Annotated in this window: 12 protein-coding genes; 8 read left to right on the forward strand and 4 right to left on the reverse strand. The window is 42.0% G+C overall.

Features of this window, described 5'->3' with window-relative positions:
- Positions 1 to 62: 62 nt before the first annotated feature.
- From BP74_RS08460 to BP74_RS08475, 4 genes are all read right to left on the reverse strand, one after another.
- Positions 63 to 3,629 (reverse strand): efflux RND transporter permease subunit, encoded by a 3,567-nt coding sequence (locus BP74_RS08460; protein ID WP_496373029.1) that lies wholly within the window; start codon positions 3,627 to 3,629, stop codon positions 63 to 65.
- Between the two features lie 70 nt (positions 3,630 to 3,699).
- Positions 3,700 to 4,878 carry an efflux RND transporter periplasmic adaptor subunit gene (locus tag BP74_RS08465; protein ID WP_496373031.1) on the reverse strand — a complete coding sequence of 393 codons (1,179 nt, stop codon included), beginning with the start codon at positions 4,876 to 4,878 and terminating at the stop codon, positions 3,700 to 3,702.
- Positions 4,879 to 4,910: 32 nt separating this feature from the next.
- Positions 4,911 to 6,299, reverse strand: coding sequence for a TolC family protein (locus tag BP74_RS08470; RefSeq protein WP_496373033.1), 1,389 nt, complete (start codon positions 6,297 to 6,299; stop codon positions 4,911 to 4,913).
- A 3-nt stretch (positions 6,300 to 6,302) separates the two neighbouring features.
- Entirely contained in the window at positions 6,303 to 6,917 is a 615-nt protein-coding gene (locus tag BP74_RS08475; RefSeq protein WP_496373035.1) for a TetR/AcrR family transcriptional regulator, read from the reverse strand.
- A gap of 107 nt (positions 6,918 to 7,024) precedes the next feature.
- Between BP74_RS08475 and BP74_RS08480 the strand changes: the two genes are divergently transcribed.
- The 8 genes from BP74_RS08480 to BP74_RS08515 all read left to right on the forward strand — a co-directional run bounded on the left by BP74_RS08480 (position 7,025) and on the right by BP74_RS08515 (position 16,838).
- Positions 7,025 to 7,672: a DUF502 domain-containing protein gene (locus BP74_RS08480; protein ID WP_496373037.1), complete on the forward strand. Its 648-nt coding sequence runs from the start codon at positions 7,025 to 7,027 to the stop codon at positions 7,670 to 7,672.
- Between the two features lie 38 nt (positions 7,673 to 7,710).
- A complete protein-coding gene (locus BP74_RS08485; protein WP_496373039.1) occupies positions 7,711 to 8,703 on the forward strand; it encodes a zinc dependent phospholipase C family protein in 993 nt (330 codons plus the stop codon).
- A 130-nt stretch (positions 8,704 to 8,833) separates the two neighbouring features.
- Positions 8,834 to 9,967 carry a 3-phosphoserine/phosphohydroxythreonine transaminase gene (serC, locus tag BP74_RS08490; RefSeq protein WP_496373041.1) on the forward strand — a complete coding sequence of 378 codons (1,134 nt, stop codon included), beginning with the start codon at positions 8,834 to 8,836 and terminating at the stop codon, positions 9,965 to 9,967.
- A gap of 2 nt (positions 9,968 to 9,969) precedes the next feature.
- The gene (locus tag BP74_RS08495) at positions 9,970 to 11,190 is read left to right on the forward strand and encodes a DUF1015 domain-containing protein (protein WP_496373043.1); all 1,221 of its coding nucleotides are present in this window, start codon (positions 9,970 to 9,972) and stop codon (positions 11,188 to 11,190) included.
- 90 nt (positions 11,191 to 11,280) lie between these two features.
- Entirely contained in the window at positions 11,281 to 12,285 is a 1,005-nt protein-coding gene (locus BP74_RS08500) for a tetratricopeptide repeat protein (protein WP_496373045.1), read from the forward strand.
- A 529-nt stretch (positions 12,286 to 12,814) separates the two neighbouring features.
- Positions 12,815 to 14,596: an AMP-dependent synthetase/ligase gene (locus tag BP74_RS08505; protein WP_496373047.1), complete on the forward strand. Its 1,782-nt coding sequence runs from the start codon at positions 12,815 to 12,817 to the stop codon at positions 14,594 to 14,596.
- 112 nt (positions 14,597 to 14,708) lie between these two features.
- Positions 14,709 to 15,560: an ABC transporter permease gene (locus BP74_RS08510; RefSeq protein WP_496373049.1), complete on the forward strand. Its 852-nt coding sequence runs from the start codon at positions 14,709 to 14,711 to the stop codon at positions 15,558 to 15,560.
- Positions 15,561 to 15,566: 6 nt separating this feature from the next.
- Positions 15,567 to 16,838: an ABC transporter ATP-binding protein gene (locus BP74_RS08515; RefSeq protein WP_496373051.1), complete on the forward strand. Its 1,272-nt coding sequence runs from the start codon at positions 15,567 to 15,569 to the stop codon at positions 16,836 to 16,838.
- Positions 16,839 to 16,864: the final 26 nt, after the last annotated feature.

Here is a 16,864-nt window from a genome sequence, read left to right on the forward strand (position 1 = left end):
GTCTTATAAAGACCGCTACCTAACTAAGTTTAAAAACCTTCCTGATATATCGCCCAGCTATTTTATGTATGTCGGCCTGGTGCTGGTCTTAATTGACCCATCCAAACCGGTTTACCTTGTATCTTTCTTACGGCGAACATTATTCCAACGAAAATAAAGAAAAATGGACCAAGGAATCCTAACAAGGCAATAAACTTAGTACCATAAAATTTGCTCATCGGCCTGCGTAGGCGTTCAGCAATCAAATACATACTAGGTACCATCACCAGTGTTAAAAAGAAGGCGAAGATAAGGCCGAAAATAATAGTCCAGCTAAGAGGGCCCCAAAATACTACGCTATCTCCACCAAAGAACAGGTGTGGATTGCCATACTTAAAGAAGGATTCAAAATCTATATTCAAGCCTACAGCTAAAGGAAACAATCCAAGCATGGTGGCAAGTGCCGTTAACAATACAGGGATGATACGGATCTTCCCTGCCTGGATGGCAGCCTCCCTGGTTCTCATGCCCCTGCTTCGCAATTCGTCAGTAAACTCGATCAACAGAATTCCATTTTTCACAACTATACCGGCTAAACCTACGATACCAACACCCAGCATAATGGTGGCGATCGTCATACCAGTTATGGCATAACCGATCATGACACCAATAATGGAAAAGAAGATCTCTGTCAATACAATGAATGGCTTACTCATTGAATTGAATTGCATCACCAATATGAGGAAGATGAGCATTAAGGCATAGATCAACGATTTGCCAAGGAAGGACATGGTTTCCTGTTGCTGCTCACTCACTCCACTTTGGCGAACTGTTACATCTGCAGGTATCTTATATTTTGATTTGAACTCATCGATCTTAACTGCCAGGTCTGCATTGATCCTTTGAGTCTGGGTTTCGTCCAGCACATTGGATTGCAATTGAATAGTGCGTTTCAAATTTTTTCGCCTGATACCGCCAGAAGTGTTGGTATAATCTACCTTGGCAATAGCATTCAATGGAATCTGCTTAATGGCCATGGTATTGAAGTCCCGGAAGGTAATAGGCCTGCTCATGAGGTCTGTTACATTATTACGAATTAGATCATTATAACGCAACTGTATTTTGTATTCATCTTCACCTTCTTTCAACTTGCTCACTTCCTTTCCAAATACCGCAGTACGCACTTCCATGCCTACTTGCCCGGTACTGATACCTTCTATCATTGCTTTTTCACGATCCACCGTTATAGATATCTCCGGATTATTAACATCAACATCCATATTGAGGTGCTCTATTCCTTCTACCCTGTTTGTATCGAGATAGTTTTTCAGATCATAGGCAACCTTAGCGATGGATTCAAAATTATCACCAATGACTTCCACATTTACCGGGGGATCTGTTGGAGGGCCGGCATCTTCCTGGTTTACGGTGATCTCAGCTCCTGGAATACCTTGTGTTGCCTTCCTGATAGCATCCAGGTAAGGCTTGGTGCTTTTACCATGCCGCTTTTCAAATTCCACAAAGGATATCTGCACCCTTCCGAGATTCGGCTGTACGCTCCGGTTATTATCACGAGGATTATTGGCACTGACAGCCACATTGGAAATGATGCTTTCAACAATAGACCCTTCTGTGCCAGGCTTTTCTTTTTCCAAAACCTTGTGCACCCTGTTTTCCAGCACATGTGTTATAGAGTCTGTGTATTTAATGTCTGTTCCCACCGGCATTTTTAAATAGACATAAATAAAATGCGGATCGCCGCTGGGGAAGAATGTTTGCTTGCCCTGTGTGCGCCAAACGAATAAGGCTGCCGCTACAGGGAATAAAATAAACAAAGCCACCAGTAACCTTGCCGGCCTTTTGCGGAGCAATGCCCATCTCAAAAGATTTTCATAATGAGACATTAACCAGGGAAGAACGTGATTTTGAAAATAATGTATCACATCACGCAGCACAAAAACATTAATGATAGATACCACTGCCATGAACAACAGGAAATTAGCAAAGCCATGCCATCCGGCAAGATGGAATAAAACACCAAATGCCAGGGCTGACCAGAACCACCATTTACGGAAAAGGTTCCGCTTAGGCATTTCATGTTCCCTACCTTCCGGCTTCATAAACGTAACCGCAAAAACCGGGTTGAATATAAAGGCCACAACCAGTGAAGCTGCCAGCGTCAGGATCAGCATGGTTGGCAGGTAGATCATGAACTTCCCGATTAATCCTTTCCATAATAATAAGGGGAAGAATGGCGCCAGTGTAGTCAATGTACCTGCGAGCACAGGTATCCATACCTCACCCGCTGCTTGTTTGGCAGATTTGACAATGGGAACTTTTCCATTATGATAGATCCGGTGTGTGTTTTCGATGACCACAATGGCATCATCCACAATGATACCGAGGCCAAACAATAAGGCAAAGAGCACAATAAAGTTGAGGGTCATTGTACCACCTACCAGCAGGTCGCCAAGCGGAAGGAACATGAACGCCACAAACACACTCAGAGGCACACTCAATGCCACGAAGAAGGCATTGGTAACACCCATAAAGAACATCAGGATCAACAGCACCAGTATAAAACCAATGATGATGGTGTTCACCAGCTCATTAAAGGAAGTTTTGGTTTGCTTGCTCTGATCACCAGTAAACTCCACGCGCAGGTTGGGAGGGAGTTCCTGCTTTTCTTTCATATCGGCTACAGTAGCCTTGATATTGTCTGCAGCATCTATCAGGTTCTCTCCTGAACGTTTAACAATATTAATAGTAATTACATTCTTTCCATCTAACCTGGCATAGCTTTCCTTTTCCTTGACCGTATCGATCAATTGAGCTACATCGCGAAGGTAAATGGGCGCGCCCTGGATATTTTTTACAACAATGTTCTGCATATCCTGCGCTGTAACAAACTGTCCCTTCACGCGCAATGTGCGTTTCATATTACCAACTTCTACCTGTCCACCACTGATATCCCTGTTCTCCCTGTTAATGGCATTTTCTATATCTGTGAATGATAGTTTAGCCACCTGCATTTTATAAGGGTCGACGTTCACCTGTATCTCTCTTTCAGGCGCACCAACTATATCAGCCCTTGTAATTTGCTTGAGCTCTTCAAAACGGTCCTGCATTTTATCAGCAAACTGCTTCAACTTCACAGGATCATAATCGCCACTGATATTCACATACATGATGGGAAATTCACTGAAATTGAATTCCTGCACATCAGGCTGGGAAGTAAGATCAGTCGGGAGGTCGGTCTTCGCTTTGTCAACCGCGTCCTTCACTTTTTGTTTGGCGATATCAGTTTTGACATCCGTTTCAAATTCCACCGTGATCAGCGAGAAATCCTGTTGTGAAACTGAATTAACCTTGTTCACTTTCGCACCGCTGATTGATTTGATCTGCTTTTCAATTGGCCTGGTAACCAGGTTCTCAATATCCTTGGGAGAATTACCTACATATACTGTCACAACAGAAATAGTAGGGACTACGATGTCAGGAAACTGTTCCTTCGGCATGGTAGTGAATTTATTCAGGCCATACAATGATATAAGGATGGCCAGGATATAGATCACCGTTTGGTTGTTCACGGCCCAACTGGTTGGGCCAAATTCCTTGAACTTATCTTTTATCCCTTCTATAAGTTTCATTATATTATTTTTTGTCCTTTTCCTTTAGAGGAAAGGCATGTTAATTAGTTAGTTGGTCCAGTGCTATAAATTATTGGGCTGAGCCAGCACCTACTGTTGCAATCACCTGTCCTTCGTAAAGGTTCTGGTACCCTTCTGTTATCAACTGCTCGCCTTGTGTAAGACCGGATTTGATCTCAATCAGGTAAGCATATGATTCTCCTACAGTTACCGCTTTCTTTTTAGCTACCATTTTATCGCCGCTTTTTTCCATAACATAGACATACTTCCCATTCTCATCGCTTTGCACAACATTCAATGGTATGGCAATAACTTCTTTAGCGCTATAATCAAGTATACGCATCTGTGCAATTTGGTTGGGTTTTAAGCTGGCATCCGAAGGGATCTTTGCTTCTATATTGAAGGAACGGGTGTTGGGGTCAATAACTTTTTGTACCACGTTTACCACCGCATCAATAACACGGTTGTTTTGCTCAGGAAGCACGATCTGGATCTTGCTGCCCACCTGTACACGACCCAGGTAATTCTCAGGCACGCTGGCCACAACTTTCAAATTGCTGGTATTGACGATCCTTATCTGCGGGCCTGCCTGGGTAGCACCTACAAACATTTCTCCCACCCGGACATTTACCTGGTCTGCTATGCCCGAACTTGGAGCGGTAACAGTCATTAAAGATGCCTGCTTTTGAATGACGCCTATTTGCTTGCTAAGGCTTTCCATTTGAGTTTTGGCGGACAAGACCTGCTGGTAGGTGCCAATGCCCTGGTCCCATAAACTTTTTGTGCGGCGGTACGTATCCTCTGCGCTGGCCAGCTGCACGCGCAATGGCTCAATCTGTTGCCTGATCAACTGGTCGTCGAGGCGTGCAAGCACCTGTCCCTTCCTTACTGACTGGCCCTGTGTAACATATAAAGCCTTAACGATACCACCCTGGCCATTTGGAGGTGCTACGTAAGAAATATTCTGAGCATCCACCCTTCCCTGAAGTTCAATATAATGTGAAAAATCACGGGTAGCCAGTGGTAATACTGAAACCAGTTTTGCATTGGTCACTATAGCAGTAGGATCTGCCTTTTTTATATCAGACTCCAGTTGGGCTATGCCTTCATTGATCTTTTTCTGTTCTGATTTAAGCTTTTCCAATTGGGCCTTTTTATCATTCAGTGAGCCTTCACTATCCTTTTTGGTGTTGCCACAGGCAGTAGCCAGGCTTGCTACAATGATAAATCCTATCAATTTCGATTTCATGAAATAAATTTTATGGTTAGTGTAGTGGTTCATTATTGAAGTTTTCCAAGTGATGACTGGTAACTGATCTTGGTTACAATAGCGTTGTATAATGCATTGAAATAATTGGACTGTGCTGTTTGCATATCAGCATCTGCCTGCAATACTTCGAAGCTGCTACCCAGGCCCTGCTCAAATTTTAATTTGGTACCATTGTAAACTCTTTGAGCCAGCTCCATATTTCTTTCCTGCACGTCAAGGTTGAAGAGTGCAGAACGTAAACTGCCACTTGTAATTTTCTGTTCCAGGTCGATAGCCTGTTTTACATTGACAATAGTATTTTGCAATTTCTGCACATTCAATTTGGATTGCTGAATCTTATACCTGCGTTGAAATCCATCGAACAAAGGAATGTTTATATTGATACCGATATAAGAACTGCTAAACCAGAAATCATCACCCGAGGTAAAGAATTTTGGCCCCATACCATTCAATGTATAGTTGCCTGCTAATGCTACTGTAGGCAGGTAACCCAATTGATTTCTCTTCACATCAAGATTTTGCAATTTTTCCAGTTGTGCCAAAGTTCTTATCTCTGTCCTGTCTTCGTATTTAAAACCTTCCGCAAGAATATTTTCCTTAACAGAAGCCGAGTTCAGGTCATCTTTCAGAACAACAGTATCCTGTTGTGTTAATCCTATAGCAAATTTCATAGCTGCATAACCTATTTCCACTGCATTTTCGACAGCACTGCGTGTGGTAGTCAGGTTATTCAACTGTACCTGCACTTTATCCAGATCAAGCTTTTCAGCAAAACCATTCTTGTACATGATAGAGTCGTCATGATACAACTTTTGTAATCTTTGAACACCTTCATCAATAAAGTGCAGCTGTTTTTCTGCTATAAGGATTGCGTAATATCTTTTATAAGCAGAGTCTTTGATCTTTTCCTTTGCCTGCTCCACCAATGCCTGCGAGTAATCCAGCGCAGTCTGACGCGCCTGCAAGCCTACGAATACATCAGGCTGGAACAATAACTGGGAAAGCGTAGCACCAACACTGAGATTCCATGGTTGCTGAAAGCTTACCTGTCTTAGAGTGGGTGATGGCACAGTAGTTATTGGACCATTATTTCCATTTACGCCTTCATCTTTCAATATGGAATACACCGCTGTAGAAGTAGCATCAGGAAATAAAAGAGCTGGAACTTTCAAATAACGGTTAGCTCCGGCATTACCCACTAATTGTGGAAATGCCTGCCCGAGGATCTCCCTGTTCTTGGCTACTTGTATCTGGTAGTCTATCTGTGCATTTTTCAGATCAACTACATTCTTGTAGGCGAGGTCTACTGCCTCCCTCACTGTCAATTCGTATTTCTGTTGGGCCTGCGACACTAATGCCAATAGCAGGAAATAGAATCCCATTAAAGCCTTTCTGTTCATTACTTATTTTTTGGTGCGTTGGTTTAAATATTTCTGTATCAGTTTATGTCCTTTTGGTGTGGCAATGCCGTTTAAGAACACTTCCAGTAACTGTCTTTCTATGTGAATAACATTGGAACGGTTGCCAGGGAATACCTCCGGGTCAAATGCAAGTAGTATGCTGTGAATACGGTACCTGGTCAGAATATCCACATCCAGGTCTTCGCGGTATAAACCTTCTTTTATTCCTCTTTCAATATTGCTTTTCAGCATCTGATAGATAAAGCCATTCTGGTGTTCCTTAAACTTTTTAAAGCATCCGGGGTGATATTTTTCCATGTCAAACAATACCGCAGGATTCATTTCGGCAAACATTTCCTGTACCCAGTCAAAGGATAAAAACACTTCGTGCAATGCATTTTCTGAAAGTTCATGTCCTTCAATACAACGGTGCTTGTTGGATTCCATAATGGCAGTAAAAACATCTGTTACCAGTTCATCCTTATCGGCATAATACTGGTACAGCGTCTTTTTTGACATGCCTAACTGTGAGGCAATGTCATCCATGGAAACAGAACGAATACCATAACGATTGAACAACTCATCTGACTTTTCTAATATGCGATCTTTAGGTTCCATATTGGCGGGCAAAACTATGGAAACTTTTTACGTAACCAAAGTTTCCGGTATTAATTATTTGTGAACGGTAGATTTTAAAGGATGAATTGTAGAATTACCTTTGCCTGATGAATGACGCGCCGATAAAAGAGGAAGGATTCCAGGCAGGAAAATTATTCCAGTACTTTTTACAGGGTTTACTGGTCATGGCACCGGTGGCCATTACTGCCTATGCTGTGTATTGGATCGTTTCTTCCATTGACAGCCTTATACCTCTATTCACAGCAAAAGATGAAACAGGAAGGATCTATATTCAGAACTATGGCCTTGGTTTCCTGATCGTTATAGCTGCAATTTGCCTGATCGGCTATCTCAGTTCCTTTTTTATAAAAAACAGGCTGTTCCATTTATTTGACAGCATATTGATGAAAACACCGGGCATCCGGTTCATTTATTCATCCGTGAAAGATTTCTTTGAGGCCTTTGCCGGTGAGAAGAAAAAATTTAATAAACCTGTGCTGGCCAATATTGATGACCAGGATGTCTGGCGCATTGGATTTTTAACCCATGAGGATGCATCCGATTTTGGTTTAAAAGATTATGTAGCTGTTTACATTCCCATGTCGTATTCTATTGCAGGAAATGTCTACTTATTGCCCCGCGCCAGGATCAAGGCTGTAGTAAATATTGGCGCTTCGGAGGCTATGAAGTTTGCTATTAGCGGAGGGGTGACCAGCGTAGAAGAAGATAAGGTACCCGTAAAACTGCAGGAATAATATTATTTTCAAAGCAAGTTTAAACCAATCTATTGTTTGTGAGGCCTTTAATAATCATTATTGGCAGGAAATGCCTTTTAGTTTGTGTATTATCACTTGTATTTCATTTCCATTCTAATTCATGGGGATTTTTCGGTCACAGGAAGATCAACTATTATGCTGTTTTTCTTTTACCACCGGACCTCGTGCGCTTTTATAAGCCCCAGATCGAATTTATTTCTGAGCATGCGGTAGACCCGGATAAAAGAAGGTACATACTACCGGAAGAAGGGCCAAGGCATTTTATGGATATGGACAAGTATGGCCATTACCCTTATGATTCCATACCCCACAAATGGGAAGATGCAGTAACTAAATATTCAGAAGATTCCCTCAAAAAATATGGCATAGTCCCATGGTGGGTGGATGTAATGCAAAAGCGTTTGACAACAGCATTTAAGGAAAAGGACTCCAGGAAAATACTGAAGCTATCTGCAGAAATAGGGCATTACATTGCCGATGCCCATGTGCCATTACACGCCAATAGCAATCACAACGGACAATATACCGACCAGAAAGGCATACATGCTTTCTGGGAAAGCCGAATCCCGGAATTGCTGGCGGATAATGGTTGGGATTTCTTTATTGGGAAAGCAGAATATATCCCTAATCCATCTGCCTATATATGGAAAAGGATCGCAGAAAGTGGGGTTGCAGCAGATACGGTGTTGCTGATGGAAAAAGAATTATCAAAACAGTTTCCGTCCTCACAAAAATTTTCATTTGAAGAAAGAAATGGATTGATCATACGTCAATATTCTTCGGCCTTTAGTAAAGCCTACGATGAAAAATTAAAAGGAATGATACAAAGGCGTATGCGGCTATCCATTTACTCCATAGCCTCTTTTTGGTACACAGCATGGGTCAATGCAGGCCAACCGGAGTTAGCCCCATTAGATGCCGCCATTTTCACACCGCAGGACCAGGCAGAATTTGAAAGGCTGAACCAGGCCTGGAGAAATGGTAAAATGCAGGGAAGAGAAGAAGACTAAGTGTTACCCGTTTAAAGGTCCAAAACAAAAAAATTTTTAAACAAAGTTATTGGTACCGGATAGGGCCATTTATTGTTCCATAAAGGTCCATGCTGATTTAGAACTTAAATTTGTAGTTCAACGATACAGTATGAATGCCAATAAAGAAGCGCTTACACATTTGCCGGGTAATGGAAGTCAAACTGCCATGATCCACAATTTTGGAGCCGGTCCATCCATCCTTCCGAAAGAAGTATTTGAAGAAGCCAGCAAAGGAATTATTGATTTTAATCATTCAGGATTATCCATCCTGGAGATCGGTCACCGGACAAAGACCTTCCAGGCTGTAATAGATGAAGCAATTCATACTTTAAAAGAATTAATGAACCTGGATGCTGATCATGAGGTATTATTTATGCATGGAGGTGCATCCACTCAATTCTTCCAGGTGCCAATGAACCTGCTGGATGAAAAAGCCACGGCCGCTTATACTGATACAGGTATTTGGGGAACCAAGGCTATTAAAGAAGCCAAATTGTTTGGCAATGTGGATGTGGTTTGCAGTTCCAGGCCTGATAACTACACCTACCTGCCAAAAGATTTCAAGGTAGATCCTTCCTCTGTCTATTTGCACCTGACCACCAATAATACCGTGTACGGAACACAGTGGCAGGACCTTTCACTTTTTTATGATAAAAATGTGCCTCTTGTTGCGGATATGAGTAGTGATATTCTTAGCCGGGAGATGGATTTTAACCAATTTGACCTGATCTATGCAGGTGCCCAGAAAAATATTGGAGCCGCCGGCGTAAACGTAGTTATAGTGAACAAGCGCTGCCTGGGAAAGGTCAACCGAAAGTTACCTACCATGCTGGATTACCGCAATCATATTGAAGCAGGATCATTACTGAATACGCCACCAGTTTTTGCTATTTATGTCTGCATGCTCACGCTCAGGTGGCTCAAGAACAATGGAGGTGTAAGTGTGGCAGAAAAAAGAAATATAGAAAAGTCTGACCTGTTTTATCAAACCCTTGATTCCATTCCCGCTTTCAGGGGCACAGTAGCAAGGGAAGACCGCAGCAGAATGAATGCTGTCTTTGTCGCTGAAAATGCAGAAGTGGAAAAAGAATTCCTGGGCCTTTGTGAGAAAGAAGGTATGATAGGCATCAAGGGGCATCGCACAACAGGAGGGTTCAGGGTATCCATGTACAATGCATTACCCTATGAAAGTGTAAAAGCTTTGACCGATTTAATGCTTTACTTTGCCAACCACAAATATTAGATATGGCAGTAATAAGACCCTTCAAGGCTTTACGTCCTCATAACGAGTATGCGGCACAGGTAGCCTCCCGTCCCTATGATGTATTGAACTCTGAAGAAGCAAGGAAGGAAGCAGGAACCAATCTTTTATCTTTCCTGCATGTAACAAAGGCAGAAATTGACCTTGACCCTTCTATTGATGTTCACAGTGAGCAGGTGTATCAAAAAGCAAATGAAAACCTGCAACACCTGATTGACCGCAAGGTTTTGTTTTTTGAAGATTACCCCTGCTACTATATCTATGAACTGGCATGGAAAGGCCGTTCTCAAACCGGGCTGGTTTGTGTTTCTTCGGTTGCGGATTATTTTAACGACACCATTAAAAAACATGAATTCACAAGACCAGAAAAAGAGCAGGACCGTATCAGCCATATGGCTGCCATTAGGGCTCAAACAGGTAATGTATTCATGGCCTGCAAGGATACCAGGGAATTGAATGAAGTTTTTCAACAATGGAAAAAGGATAACAATGCAACGTATTTCTTTAGTGCTGATGATGGAGTGACGCATTCGGTTTGGGTGGTTAACTCTATCCCCACTATTGATATTCTTACAAATATTTTTAAAGAAAAAATTCCGTTCACTTATATAGCCGACGGGCATCACCGGGCAGCATCGGCAGCAAAGATCAGCCAGCAGTTCCCAGACAACGAGGAGGCTCAATATTTCCTGACCACCATATTCCCAGCCAATCAACTAGCCATACTGGATTACAACCGCGTGGTGAAAGATCTGAATGGATTGAGTGATGAAGCTTTTCTGGATAAATTAAACGAGGCGTTTGAAGTAGAAAAAAAGGATTCTGCTCTTTCCCCCTCTAATCTTCACCAGTTTGGGATGTTTCTGAATAATCAATGGTACCAGCTCACGGCCAGGGAAGGTAGTTATAAAAACGACCCGATAGGTGTGCTAGATGTTACCATACTCCAGGATAATATACTTGATAAGGTACTGGGAATCAGTGATCCGCGAACAGATACACGGGTTGATTTTGTTGGTGGCATCAGGGGACTTGGCGAATTGGAAAAAAGAGTGAGCTCAGGTGAAATGAAAGTGGCATTCAGTTTGCACCCTGTGAGCATTCAGCAACTGTTTGATATTGCTGACAGTGGAAATGTGATGCCTCCCAAAAGCACCTGGTTTGAACCTAAGCTTCGTGATGGCCTTTTAACCCATTGTTTTTAATTGAACCGGGCGCTCATCAAGGCTCAGAAGAATTTGTTATTTTCTAAAGGGATGTTAGGATACAGCCCTTTTTAATTTTTAATTTGGATCATGAAAAAAATCTTTCTCTTATTATTTTCTGTTAGTTGTATAACTGTATCATTTGCCCAGCAGGAAGCCAGTGCACAGGAAACTGCACGTACCTATATGCGTGCCGCCGACTGGGATAATGCTATCCTGGTATTGAACAGGGCATTGCAGCAGGATCCTAAAAACCTGGATTTGCAGAAAGACCTTGTTATGTCTTATTACTATAAAAGAGATTATACAAGGGCTATGGAAAAGTTACAACCCATGTTGGAGGATAATAATGCCGATGAAGTTGTGTACCAGTTGGGAGGGAATGTGTACAAGGCCCTGGAAGAAGTAAAAGAGGCTGATAAAATGTATAAGAAAGCCCTGAAGAAATTTCCAAAAAGCGGTCCTTTATACAGTGAATATGGAGAATTACTTTGGGAGAAGAAAGATTTTGAAGCTATTAAGATCTGGGAGAAAGGAATAGAGGCCGCGCCAAGCTTTCCAGGCAATTACTACAATGCAGCCCTATTCTATTATTACACCAAGGATAAGGTATGGACCCTGTTGTATGGCGAGATATTCGTAAATATGGAATACCTCACAGACAGGGCCACAGAAATGAAGAAACTGCTATTAACGACCTACAAGGAGAAACTCTATAATGACCTGGATACTAAAAACAAGGGTAAGAATTCCGAGTTTGCCAATGCCGTACTTCAAACCTTTAACAAACAGGGATCCCTGGTAAATAAGGGTATCAATACGGAGACTTTAAATATGGTCAGGACCCGCTTCATCCTGGATTGGTATAAATCCTATGCTACGAAATTCCCTTTCCGTCTGTTTGATTACCAGCAGCAATTGATCAAGGCAGGCTTATTTGAAGCCTATAACCAATGGTTATTTGGAGCAGTTGAAAATCTTTCAGCCTTTGATCAATGGACCAAGACCAATGCCGATACCTATGCGAAATTTACAGAGTTTCAAAAAGGTAGGATATTTAAAATGCCAGCCGGTCAACATTATAATGAACTATAAAGCATAATCATTTTTTTTAAAAAAAGGTGTCTCCTCCCCGGGACACCTTTTTTTATTCAACATTGGATCTAGAATTCTTAAAAAATTAAAGATCTCAGAAGAATCATGGCTTAACTCATATTTTTTTAATGTATATAGCTTGATTCCAGGTTTAGGCCTTTGAATAACTATTCCAGGTATAGTTCCTTTATGCCTATACCCTGTCTACTCCCTACTTACTCCCTACCTGCCCCCTATGAACGGTATACCAACGGTATAGATACTGCGTGATCACCACGCAGTATCTATACTTCAGATAGGGAGTTGATAGGGGACAGATAGGTAGCAGGTAGCCTTCGGGTAGGGGGAAGTATGGAGGAAGACAGGGCTGATGTTAGTTATGCCTTGTTTCATTCTATTTTCCCCAATTTCATTATTCAGAATACAGTTGTCTTCAGCGCTTTCTAAAAACCGGCATTTTTTATTGTTACTGATTTTCTTATCTATGCTTAATTAGTTAATTTGTTCTGTTGAAAACCTTGTTTTATTAATGAATCATCCACACCGGTTATTCGATTGCCTGGAAATCCAGCTTGCTAATGGAGGAAATGAAGCTTGTTTTGCCGCCAAAGAAGGAGGCGCATGGCGGAAATATCCCACTGCCGAAGTAAAAGATATTGTAGACCAGTTGAGTACAGGCTTATTGGCAGAAGGCTATAGCGCGGGAGATATGTCCATTGAAGGCAGGGATAAAATAGCCATACTTGGAAAGAACAGGCCGGAATGGATGTTCCTGGACCTGGCGGTGCAACAAATGGGAGCTGTTCTGGTGCCGTTATATCCAACCATACATATTAACGACCTGGAGTTCATATTAAATGATTCGCAGGTAAAGGCTGTTTTTGTGAATGATGAAGATCTTTTTCATAAGGTTCAAAATGTAAGAGGTAAGATCAAGAGCATCAAAGAGATATACAGCTTTGAACATGTAAGTGGTGCCCGGCACTGGAAAGAACTGCTCACAATAGGGAAACAACCTCACTATCTGCAGTTAAGCAGTATTTCCGAGAAGATCAATATAGAAGATCTTTTTACCATCATTTATACATCCGGAACAACGGGTACTCCAAAGGGTGTCATGCTATCGCACCGGAATCTTTTATCCAATGTTATGGCCTCTATGCCTTGCTTTCCGCCCGGAGATAATATGAGAGCGCTAAGTTTTTTACCGCTTAACCATATATTCGAGAGGATGGTTACCTACCTGTATCTATTCAATAATACTTCCATTTATTATGCGGAAAGCCTGGATACTATTGGAGATAACCTGAAGGAGGTTCAGCCCACTATGTTTACCACGGTGCCAAGGTTGCTGGAAAAAGTGTATGACCGCATCATGGCCAAGGGTGCAGAACTTACAGGAACTAAAAGAAAGCTCTTTTACTGGGCACATAGCTTAGCTGAAAAATTCGAGATCAACCAGTCTCGGGGACTATGGTATGATATCCAGTTGGCCCTTGCCAATAAACTAATCTTCAGTAAATGGAGGGAGGGCCTGGGGGGCAATATCAAATGCATAGTCACCGGTGGGGCAGCCTGCCAGGTGCGACTGATACGGATATTCACCGCAGGCAAGATCATTATCATGGAAGGATATGGGCTAACAGAGACCTCCCCTGTGATTGCAGTGAACCGTTACAATGAAGAAGACAGGATGTTTGGAACTGTTGGACCTTTGATCAATAATGTGGAAGTGAAAATTGCTGAAGATGGAGAGATCCTTTGCAAGGGTCCCAACATCATGATGGGTTATTATAATCGCCCCGACCTCACGGCGGATGCGATCAAAGATGGCTGGTATGCCACTGGCGATATTGGTGCTATGGTTGATAATAAATTCCTGAAGATCACCGATCGCAAAAAGGAGTTATTTAAAACCAGTGGTGGTAAGTATGTGGCACCCTTGCCTATAGAAAACAAATTGAAGGAATCGCCTTTTATTGAGCAGGTGATGCTGGTCGGTTCAGAAAAAAAGTTTGTTGGGGCATTGATCGTTCCCGCCTTCAGCAATCTGCGTGAATGGTGCGATAAACAACAGATCCACGGTCTTTCTAACGAGGAGTTGATCAGGCATCCAAAGGTCAATGAGTTGTATAAGGACCTGATAGAAAGTTTCAATAAATATTTTAACCATGTGGAGCAGGTGAAGAAATTTGAACTGTTGGCCAATGAGTGGACTATTGAATCGGGCGAAATGACGCCAAAGCTCTCCCTGAAAAGAAAAGTGGTTATGGAAAAATATTATGAAGCTGTGGACAGGATTTATAGGTAACCAGAATGGAGTTCAACTCCTGCTTTCAATGGTACATTAGGTTCCGATGTACCATTCCCGTGCTAGTTCTATCTTTAGTGTTTTTCAGATAGATAATAATAATTGTTCAATCATGCTGCAGGAGCAAAAATGGGATTGGGAGATCCAATCTCAGCCTAAATTTAAATGGGGTGTCCGGGACATTTTGTCCTACAGGCACTTACTGGGCAGCCTGGTAAGAAGAGAATTCCTGCTAAACTATCAACAAACCATATTAGGACCAGTCTGGATATTATTTCAACCCCTGCTGACATTAGTTACCTATGTACTGGTATTTGGAAAACTCATAGGGATACCTACAGGAGAAAACCTGCCACCTGTATTGTTTTACTTTTCCGGTATCGTGCTCTGGAACTTTTTCAATGATAGTTTTGTTGGCACATCTAATACTTTCAGGGATAATATCCACATCTTCAGCAAAGTTTATTTCCCACGGATCATCATGCCACTGTCAGTACTGTTCACTCATTTTTTCCGGTTGCTGGTTCAATTGATATTGCTGCTATTGATGATCATTTACTATATCACTTTCAGGGGTTTTCATGTTCCTCTCAGTCTAAATCTATTATTAATTCCGCTGGCTATTATTTTAACTGGCGTGATCAGTTTTACCCTGGGATTATTTTTTTCAGTTCTTACTGCCAAATACAGGGATATATCCAACCTTGTGTATGTGGGAATCAGACTCTTAATGTTTGTAACGCCGGTAATCTACCCACTATCTGCGGTGCAGGAGAATCTACGCTGGATCGTTACGATCAACCCATTAACACCTCTATTTGAATTATTCAGGTTGGGACTATATGGCCAGGGCACAGTAGAACCCCTGCAGTTATTATATTGTATATTGTTCTCTATTGTGACATTAGTCGGATCGTTGTATCTATTTACCAGGCAGGGAAGTAAACTTATTGATGTCGTTTAATAAATTATGGCCGAAGTAGTATTAGAAGTTGAGCATTTAGCCAAGATATACAGGCTCGGAGCCATAGGAACCGGATCACTGCGCCAGGACCTGCAATACTGGTGGAATAAGACCATCTTAAAAAAGGAAGACCCGTTTTTTCAGCAAAAGGATGAAGAAGCAGAATTGAATAATGAACTGATATGGGCACTCAGAGATATCAGCTTCAAAGTGAACCAGGGAGAGGCATTAGGGATCATTGGCAGCAACGGGTCGGGTAAGTCCACCTTGTTAAAGATCATATCCCGTATTGTTCAACCTACTAAGGGTGTGGTGAGGGGGAAGGGAAAGGTAAACTCTATCCTGGAAGTAGGCACAGGTTTTCATAGTGAACTATCCGGCCGGGAAAACATCTATAACAGCGGGTATATACTTGGAATGAATAAAGAAGAGATCCGTAGTAAGTTTGATGAGATTGTAGCTTTCTCTGGCATTGAGAAATTCATTGATACACCTGTGAAAAGATATTCTTCAGGAATGTATGTGCGGTTAGCCTTTGCCGTGGCCGCGCACCTGGAACCAGACATTTTGATCGTAGATGAAGTGCTGGCTGTAGGCGATGCAGATTTTCAGAAAAAATGCATGGGTAAGATGCAGGAGGTGTCACATACCAGGGGCAGAACTATTCTTTTTGTAAGTCACAATATGCAGGCAGTGACAAATCTTTGCACAAAAGCACTGTGGTTGAATGCCGGAAGGATGAAAAATATGGGGAATGCAAGAGATGTTGTCGCGTCCTATATCGGCAACTCCAAACAATTCAGAACAGGTCAAACCTGGGATGAGCCTGAAACTGCACCGGGAAACCATTTCATTCGCATGAAAAGCATAGAAGTGAAACCGATAGGCAATGAAAAGAATGAGATGATCACCGTGGAAACGCCAATTCAGTTAGATGTGGAATTCTGGTGTTTGCAGGAGGGATTTGATATGAATGTGAATGTGCGGTTGTTGACCAATGCCGGTGAATGCATTTTTGATTTGGGCTCACCATCTGTAAAAGCAGAGAAGGCCGTAGTTGGCTTAAAAAGCGTGATACCCGGGAACCTGCTCAATAATAACAATTACATCATTGGACTTACTGTGGTTAAAAATCATACAACGCATTTGTATGCTTTTACCAATTGCATCAGTTTCGATGTGGAGGACATGAGGGAAGGAATGAGTTATTTTGGTTTATGGCCTGGCATTATACGTCCACGAATAGATACTTCATTCTTTAAAAAAGAAAGCTTATAAAAAACCCTGTTTTTTAATCACCCTTT

It is taken from the genome of Flavisolibacter ginsengiterrae DSM 18136 (assembly GCF_059568575.1).

Coding starts and splice junctions, on each gene's coding strand:
- BP74_RS08460 (WP_496373029.1), bottom strand. CDS start 3,629: ATGAAACTTATAGAAGGGATAAAAGATAAGTTCAAGGAATTTGGCCCA.
- BP74_RS08465 (WP_496373031.1), bottom strand. CDS start 4,878: ATGAAATCGAAATTGATAGGATTTATCATTGTAGCAAGCCTGGCTACT.
- BP74_RS08470 (WP_496373033.1), bottom strand. CDS start 6,299: ATGAACAGAAAGGCTTTAATGGGATTCTATTTCCTGCTATTGGCATTA.
- BP74_RS08475 (WP_496373035.1), bottom strand. CDS start 6,917: ATGGAACCTAAAGATCGCATATTAGAAAAGTCAGATGAGTTGTTCAAT.
- BP74_RS08480 (WP_496373037.1), top strand. CDS start 7,025: ATGAATGACGCGCCGATAAAAGAGGAAGGATTCCAGGCAGGAAAATTA.
- serC (WP_496373041.1), top strand. CDS start 8,834: ATGAATGCCAATAAAGAAGCGCTTACACATTTGCCGGGTAATGGAAGT.
- BP74_RS08495 (WP_496373043.1), top strand. CDS start 9,970: ATGGCAGTAATAAGACCCTTCAAGGCTTTACGTCCTCATAACGAGTAT.
- BP74_RS08500 (WP_496373045.1), top strand. CDS start 11,281: ATGAAAAAAATCTTTCTCTTATTATTTTCTGTTAGTTGTATAACTGTA.
- BP74_RS08505 (WP_496373047.1), top strand. CDS start 12,815: ATGAATCATCCACACCGGTTATTCGATTGCCTGGAAATCCAGCTTGCT.
- BP74_RS08510 (WP_496373049.1), top strand. CDS start 14,709: ATGCTGCAGGAGCAAAAATGGGATTGGGAGATCCAATCTCAGCCTAAA.
- BP74_RS08515 (WP_496373051.1), top strand. CDS start 15,567: ATGGCCGAAGTAGTATTAGAAGTTGAGCATTTAGCCAAGATATACAGG.